General features: G+C 73.5%; 8 protein-coding genes. 6 read left to right on the forward strand and 2 right to left on the reverse strand.

Annotation, left to right across the window (positions count from 1 at the left end; genetic code table 11):
- Positions 1–174: 174 nt before the first annotated feature.
- The 3 genes from AB0N84_RS16225 to AB0N84_RS16235 all read left to right on the forward strand — a co-directional run bounded on the left by AB0N84_RS16225 (position 175) and on the right by AB0N84_RS16235 (position 4,665).
- Positions 175–2,382: an MDR family MFS transporter gene (locus AB0N84_RS16225; protein WP_363548211.1), complete on the forward strand. Its 2,208-nt coding sequence runs from the start codon at positions 175–177 to the stop codon at positions 2,380–2,382.
- A gap of 118 nt (positions 2,383–2,500) precedes the next feature.
- On the forward strand, positions 2,501–3,091 hold the full coding sequence (locus AB0N84_RS16230) for a TetR/AcrR family transcriptional regulator (RefSeq protein WP_069712549.1): 591 nt from the start codon (positions 2,501–2,503) through the stop codon (positions 3,089–3,091).
- Between the two features lie 191 nt (positions 3,092–3,282).
- A complete protein-coding gene (locus tag AB0N84_RS16235; RefSeq protein ID WP_182045516.1) occupies positions 3,283–4,665 on the forward strand; it encodes a hypothetical protein in 1,383 nt (460 codons plus the stop codon).
- 106 nt (positions 4,666–4,771) lie between these two features.
- Here the strand turns inward: AB0N84_RS16235 and AB0N84_RS16240 are convergent, their stop codons facing one another.
- Complete coding sequence (locus tag AB0N84_RS16240; protein WP_069712547.1) at positions 4,772–5,530, reverse strand: SDR family NAD(P)-dependent oxidoreductase; 759 nt, start codon at positions 5,528–5,530, stop codon at positions 4,772–4,774.
- A gap of 68 nt (positions 5,531–5,598) precedes the next feature.
- Between AB0N84_RS16240 and AB0N84_RS16245 the strand changes: the two genes are divergently transcribed.
- Together AB0N84_RS16245 and AB0N84_RS16250 are read left to right on the forward strand one after the other, a co-directional pair.
- A complete protein-coding gene (locus tag AB0N84_RS16245; RefSeq protein ID WP_182045517.1) occupies positions 5,599–6,192 on the forward strand; it encodes a TetR family transcriptional regulator in 594 nt (197 codons plus the stop codon).
- Positions 6,193–6,230: 38 nt separating this feature from the next.
- On the forward strand, positions 6,231–6,647 hold the full coding sequence (locus AB0N84_RS16250; RefSeq protein ID WP_182045518.1) for a VOC family protein: 417 nt from the start codon (positions 6,231–6,233) through the stop codon (positions 6,645–6,647).
- A 30-nt stretch (positions 6,648–6,677) separates the two neighbouring features.
- On the opposite strand, the gene AB0N84_RS16255 is transcribed toward AB0N84_RS16250, so the two are convergent.
- On the reverse strand, positions 6,678–6,947 hold the full coding sequence (locus AB0N84_RS16255) for a hypothetical protein (protein ID WP_182045519.1): 270 nt from the start codon (positions 6,945–6,947) through the stop codon (positions 6,678–6,680).
- Positions 6,948–7,013: 66 nt separating this feature from the next.
- On the opposite strand from AB0N84_RS16255, the gene AB0N84_RS16260 reads away from it, so the two are divergent.
- Entirely contained in the window at positions 7,014–7,322 is a 309-nt protein-coding gene (locus AB0N84_RS16260) for a hypothetical protein (RefSeq protein ID WP_182045520.1), read from the forward strand.
- Positions 7,323–7,440 lie beyond the last annotated feature (118 nt).

The raw sequence follows: 7,440 nt of genomic DNA on the forward strand, positions 1-7,440 counted from the left end.
CGTCGACACCGGGGTCGGCCAGGTCCTGCTCTCGACGCACTCCCCGGTCCTCGCCGCGTTCCCCGGTGCCGCGGTGCACGAGGTGGGGGAGTGGGCGCAATTGGTTGCATTCCGGAACCATCGGATGTATCGTTGCGCGGTCTGCAAAGTTACACAGTACGAAAAAGGAGTTCGATGACCGCCACCGCACCCGTCTCGGTGCAGCCCGGCCGCCACGGCGCCGGGGCCGACGCGGCACCCGGAGCGTCCAGCGCGCCCGGCCAGCAGCCGCTCATGACGCACCGCCAGATCCTGCTCGTGATCTACGGCCTGATGGCGGGCATGTTCCTGTCGTCCCTCGGCCAGACGGTGTTCGGCACGGCCATCCGCACGATCGGCGACGACCTGCACGGCCTCGACCAGCAGGCCTGGGTCACGACCGCGTACCTGATCACGTCGACGATCGCGACGCCGATCTACGGCAAGCTCTCCGACATCTTCGGCCGTCGACCCCTCTACATCTTCGGCATCGTCGTCTTCATCCTCGGCGCCGTGCTGTCCTCGATGTCCACCTCGATGCTCATGCTCGCGGCCTTCCGCGCCGTGCAGGGCATCGGGGCCGGCGCGCTCATGTCGCTGCCGCTGGCGATCATGGGCGACATCCTCGCCCCGCGTGAGCGCGCGAAGTACCAGGGGTACTTCCTCGCCGTGTTCGGCATCTCCTCGGTCATCGGACCGCTCATCGGCGGCCTGCTCGCCGGCTCGTCCGAGATCCTCTGGATCACCGGCTGGCGCTGGGTGCTCCTCATCAACGTGCCCATCGGCGTGGCCGCGCTCATCATGGTGATCGTCTTCCTGCACCTGCCGAAGGTGCACGGCACGGGCGACAAGCCGAAGGTCGACTGGTGGGGCGCCACGGCGGTCATCGTCACGCTCGTCCCGCTGCTGCTCGTGGCCGAGCAGGGCCGCACCTGGGGCTGGGGCTCCCCCGCCGCCATCGCCAGCTACGTGATCGGCGCGCTCGGCCTCGTCGCCCTGCTGCTCGTCGAGTCGAAGATGGGCGACGCGGCGATCATCCCGCTGAAGCTCTTCCGCTCGGGAACGTTCTCGATGGCGACCGTGATCGGCTTCCTGGTCGGCTTCGCGATGTTCGGCGCCATGCTGACCATCCCGCTCTACCTGCAGATCGTCGTCGGCCTGACCCCGACCGAGTCCGGCTTCGCCACGCTGCCGCTCGTCGGTGGCCTGATGATCGCGTCGATCACCTCCGGTCAGATCGTCGCCCGCGTCGGCCGCTACCGGATCTTCCCGGTCATCGGCACGTTCCTCGTGTCGGCCGGCTACGTCGTCCTGACCTTCATGTCGATCGACAAGCCGCTCTGGTTCCTCATGATCGGCATGTTCCTGATCGGCCTCGGGCTCGGGTCGGTCATGCAGTCGCTGACCCTGGCCTCGCAGGGTTCGGTCGAGGCGCGGGACATGGGCGTCGCGACCAGCTCGGCCACGTTCTTCCGCCAGATCGGCGGCACGCTCGGTACCGCCGTGCTGCTCTCGATCCTGTTCTCGGTCATGCCGAACAACATCCTGTCCGCGACCGCGAACCAGGCCGACCTCGAGCCGGCGCTGTCCGCGGCACTCGACCCGTCCGTCGCGAGCAAGCCGGCGAACCAGGGCGCGATCGAGAAGATCTGGGCGCCGATCACCACGCCGCTGCAGCAGACCGTGCAGTCGCGGCTCGACGACGCGTCGGCGCAGGCGAAGCAGGCCGCCGACCAGGCCGTCACGCAGCAGGTCACCGCGGCCGTGCAGCAGCAGGTCGCAGCCGGCGCCGTGCCTGCAGCCGCGGCGCAGGGGATCATCGACCAGCAGGTCGCGGCGGCCACCCCGGCTGCCGAGTCCGCTGCCCTGACGGCGGTCGCCGACCAGGCCCACGCCAGCGTCCAGGACGGCACCGTGTCCGTCGACTGGTCGGACGCCTCGCAGCGCTCGTACTGGGTGGACGAGCTCACGCCGGCCCTCGCGAAGGAGATCGGGAAGGGCGGAGAGTCCGACTCGGCCGCGACGAGCACGAACGACACCTCGTTCCTCACCGGTGCCGACAGCCGCCTCACGCGGCCGTTCATGGCGGGCTTCAACGCCTCGTCCGTGACGATCTACTGGGTCGGACTCGGCGTGATCCTGCTCGCCTTCGTCCTCACCTGGTTCTTCAAGGTGCCGCCGCTCCGCCAGCGGTCGGCGCTGCAGGAGCAGCACGACGCGGCCAACGGGGCGTCGTCCGCCGACGAGGACGGCTCCGCACCGTCGGCCCAGGCCGACCTCGAGGCCCGCGCCGGGCTCGCAGCAGCCGAGGCCGGATCGTTCACCGGTCCGATGACCGGCTCCACGCCGACCCAGCGTCGGTGACCCTCGGCCGCCCGCACCCCGCCCGGGGTGCGGGCGGCCTCCCCGTGCCGGACACGTCCGGCAGGACGACCCGGGCCACCGGTGGACACGGTGGCCGCCCAGCAGTACAGGAGTGCACGTGAGCACCACAGCAGCACCGGAGCCGGCCACCGCGCCGTGCACGCTGCGCGAACGCAAGAAGCAGCAGACCCGGCAGGCGCTCCACGACGCCGCCCTGACGCTCGTCTCCGAGCACGGCCTGGACGGCGTCACCGTCGAGCAGATCTGCAGCGACGCGGACGTCTCGCCGCGGACGTTCTTCAACTACTTCACGTCCAAGGCACACGCCGCACTCGGACTCGACACGGTCGAGGTCCCCGAGTGGGCGGCCACCCGGTTCGCCGCCGCCGACGGCCGGCTCGTCGACGACGTCTGCGCCCTCATCGCCGGCACCGTGCCCCTGTCGCAGGACCGCCGCCGGATGAAGGAGCTGCTGGTGCTCCGCCCGGAGATGGCCCCGATGGTGATGCAGTGGATGGCCGAGTCACGGCAGTCACTCCTCGCCACCGTGTCCGCACGCACCGACGAGCAGACGGCGCGGACGGTCGTCGGCCTCGTGCTGTCCGCCCTGTCCGAGGTCGCCCACCGCGACACCGTCGGTGACAGCGACGAACTGGCGGCACGACTGCGCGTGGTCGTCGCCGAGATGGGCGCACTCGCCTCGGCCTGAGCGATGGGCCGCGCCGCCGTGCGGGATTGCGGGATCCCGCGCCGCTGCGTGGTTCCACAGCCGCCGTTCGGCAACCCGCAGGAAGCCCTCAGGCGGGGTCGATCCGGCCCTACGCTCGCAGCACCGGACGTACCCGATGTCCGGTCCCGGTGCAGCCCACCCGACGCACCGGGGATCCGCGAGGAGCACCGATGAAGTCCGTTCCGAGCTGCCGTTCCCTGGCGCTCATCACCGCAGCGACCGGCACCGTGCTGGTCACCACCGCCTTCGGCGTCCTGCCCGCGACCGCGGCCACAGACGTCCCCGAGCCCGTGTCGGCGTCGACAGTGTCGTCGCCGTCGGCACCGGACACCGTGACGACCGGCACCGCAACCGCCGTGCCGTCGACCGACCAGGGCGGCGCCGCAGCCGCTCCGGTCACCGTCCCGTCCACCCCCGCCGCGGTGTCGACCGAGGCCCCTGCTCCGACCGCGACGGCCACGACGACCGCGACGACCGCGACGACCGCACCGGCGACTCCCGCGACCCCCGCCGCGCCCGCCACCGGCACCGGCACCGGCACGACGGCCCCGCCGGCGACGCCCGCGGCTCCGGCACCCGCGGCGTCGGCGCCCGCCAGCGCCTCCGCCTCCGCCTCCGCGCCGTCCTACAGCGAGGGCACGAGCGAGTCGTCCCCTCGCGTCCTGCCGACAGTGACCGCGGGTGGCACGGTCGCCGCCGACCTCCGCGCGCAGGACGCCCGCGGGGCGACCTACACCCTGACCGAGACGGACGGCAGCCCCGCGCGGCTCAACGAGGGACTGACCTTCCGCAACGGCTTCCTCCGCGGCACCGCCACGGTCGCCGGGACCTTCACCCTCCGGGTGACCGCGACCACCGCGGGCGGCACCGCCACGCAGTGGATCCGGCAGACGGTCGAACCCGCCGCGGTCGTCGGCGTCGGCGTCGTGGTGCACGGCGTCCCCGCCGCGGCGGACGGCTCGTACACCTGGGTCGAGGGCGACCAGACCGGCAGCCCGATCCCGATCGCGGTCGTCCCCGGTGGCTCGATCACGCTCGTGCCGTGGACCATCGACGCCCACGGCAACACCGTGCAGGTGACCGACCGCGCCCAGGTCTGGGCGAGCGACGACGCCGACCGGGTCGAGCAGGGTCCGGACGGCTTCACGGTGACCTTCGCGACCGCGGCGACGCACACCGTCTGGGTGTCGGTCGACGGCGTCTGCGCGGAGTTCAGCGTCGCGGTCGCCGACGAGCCCGCGGGGCCCACGACCCCGACCGAGCCGACCACGCCCGCCGACCCCACGCCCGCGGAGCCGACGCCCGCCGACCCGGCGCCCGCCGCACCGGTCGACACGACCCCGCAGGACGGCGGCATCGTGCCCGTCGTCCGGGTGACGCCGACCACGAGCGACGCACTCGCCCCGGTCGCGACCAGGACGACGCCGGCGCACGCGCTCGCGTACACCGGTGCCGACACCGCGGCTCCGATGGGCTGGGCCGCCGGGCTCCTCGCTGTCGGAGCGGCGCTGCTCGGCCTCCGTCGCGTCCGTCGGTCCCGCCACCGCGCCTGACACCCGCACGGCCGCGAGACGCCGCCGACCGCACGGGACGCCGCCACTTCCGGCGGCGTCCCGCCTGGTCGGCGGCGTCTCGGCGTCCGGGGAGGTGCAGCCCCGGTCAGACCACCGACCACCCGCCGTCGCTCGGCAGCACCGCGCCGTTGACGTTCGCCGAGTCGTCGCTCAGGAGCCAGGTGATCGCCGCCGCGAGCTCCTCGGGCTGCGCAACCGGCGGGATCGTGACCTGCATGACCGGCCCGACGCGCGACGCCGCGTACTCACTGCGCATCGGCGCCTCGATGTTCGTCGCGACGGCGCCCGGGGCCACCGCGTTCGCGCGGATCCCCTGCGGGCCGTGGAAGAAGGCGACGCTCTTCGTGAAGCCGGCGATCGCGTGCTTCGACGCCGTGTAGGCGGCACCCGCCGCGGACGCCCGGAGCGCCGCCTCCGAGGCCACGTTCACGATCGCGCCCTTGCCGGCGCCGATCATCCGGGGCAGCACGGCCCGGGTCAGCCGCATCGGACCGGTCACGTTGACGCTGAACACCCGCTCCCAGGTGGCGTCGTCGACCTCGCTCGGCGGCAGGAACGCGTCCATGATGCCGGCGACGTTCGCCAGCCCGTCCACGCGGTCGCCGGCGGCGGCGAGCACCGCGTCGATGGTGTCGGCTGCGGTGACGTCGCCGACCACCGTCTCGAGTGCGGCGGACCCGAGCTCCTCGCGCAGGGCGTCGAGCCGCTCGGCGACGACGTCGGTGGCGACCACGCGGCCGCCCTCGTGCACGATCCGGGTCGCCGTGGCGCGTCCGATGCCGGAACCCGCTCCGGTGACGATGATGGTCCTGCCGGTGAACCGTCCGGCCGTGGTGTCGCTCATGTGTGCTCCTCGTCGAGTGTGCGCTGCCTGCGCGACACAGTTGTAGCACTCAGTGCCGAAAGGACGCCATGGGGACTCCCGCAGCCGACCAGCCCGGACGACCCCGCACGACCGGCCGACCACGCACCATCGACCCCGAGGCCGTGTCGCTCGTGGCTCTCCGGATGTTCGACGAGCGGGGGTTCGACGTCGTGTCGATGGACGACGTCGCCGAGGCCGCCGGGGTGAGCCGACGCTCGCTCTTCCGGCTCTTCCCGACCAAGGCCGACCTGGTCTGGGGCGGACTCGCCGAGTTCTCGCAGCGGTTCACCGACGAGCTCGACGCACGGCCGGCGGACGAGCCGTCCCGGGACGGCCTCCGCGCCGCGTACCGCGCGGGCGCGACGTTCCCGGCGGACACCGTCGAGACCACACGGCACCGCCTCCGCGTCATCCGGGCGAACCCCGGCCTGGCTCCGGGTGGCGCCGAGGCGCAGGCACGCCTGGCCGCCACGATCGTGCGGTTCGTCGCCGACCACGACGGCGCGCGACCGGACGACCTCCGGGTCGCGGTCCGCGCGAGCACGCTCGCGGCCGCCGCACACGCCGCCCTGGAGTGGTGGGCGCAGCAGGACGGCGGCGATCCGGCCGACGCCGTCGACCGCGCCCTCGAGATGACCTGACCCTGGTCAGCGGGTCCGGTCAGGGGTACCGTGCGCGCATGGACCGCAGCGGACCGACCCCGTACCTCCTGCTCCCCGGCACCGCGCGGGTGGCCCTCGCCCGGTGGCAGCAGGTGTTCGGCGGCGAGCTGCGGATCGCCTCGTACGGCGACTTCGCCCGCACCGACGGCCCACCCCAGGCGGTCGCCCACGGCGAGCTCGTCGGCCCCGTGCGGCTCGCCGCGGCCGACGCCGGGCCGGGTGACGAGTCCTTCTCGGCCTCCGGCGTCCTCTTCGCACTCCTCGGCACCGCGGGACCGGACGTCCTCCGGCGCTGGTTCGCCGACCTGTCGACCGACGGCACCGTGGTCGACGCGCTGCAGGAACGCCCGTGGGGCGCCTGGGACGGCACCGTCCGCGACGCGTTCGGCGTCACGTGGCTCATCGGGTTCGAGCGGAGCGCGCTCGACGACTGACCGCCGCCGCCCCGGCCCGGGGTGCGGCCCCTAGGCGGCGTCGAGCGGCAGGAGCGGGGCCCAGAACGCGTCCGGGCCGTCCGCCGTGACCGCGTCCGCCTCGAACCGGAACCCGTACTCGCGCACGAAGTCGAGGGCAGCGGCCTGCTCGTCCGCGGGGTCGTCGGACGCCGCGTCGGAGAGGTGCACGCCGTGCCCCATCCGCACGCCGGAGTCGCTGATGAGCGTGAGGTCCCAGCGTCCCTCCTCGGCGCGTTCGATCCGGACGACGGCGGCCTGGGCAGCGGTGAAGTCAGCCATGCCCGCGAGCCTACGGACGGCACGCCGAGCACTCCCAGGACCGCCGCTGGCCGTAGCCTGGCGCACATGGACAGCCCGCAGCCGTCCGGCACGACGAAGCGCCGGATCACCCTCGACGTCCGCCGTCCCCTGGTCACCTGGGGCGCTCGCCCGACCGTGACGATCGACGGCGTCGGGCACCCGGCCCAGTGGGGGTCGGGCACCTGGGCGGTGGCGGAGGACGGCAGCACCGAGGTCGGCGTGTACTGCTTCAACCGGCTCTGGCGCTTCGGCGCCGCTCGTACGACCGTCGGTGACGCCGTCGTCCTCACCCACCGAGCGGGCGTGCTGCCGGTCGGACCGGGACGGCTGATCGTCGGACGCACCACGCGCTGAGCCGGGAGGCGCGGTGCGGGTGGCAGCGGCGTGCCGGCGTCCGACACCAGGGCCACCACCTCACCCGCCTTCAACCGCTCGACGGCGATCTCGGCGGCGCGGTTCGAGGCGTGGTCGT

Origin of the sequence: Curtobacterium sp. NPDC089185, assembly GCF_040685235.1 — a bacterium.
Classification (GTDB): domain Bacteria; phylum Actinomycetota; class Actinomycetes; order Actinomycetales; family Microbacteriaceae; genus Curtobacterium; species Curtobacterium citri.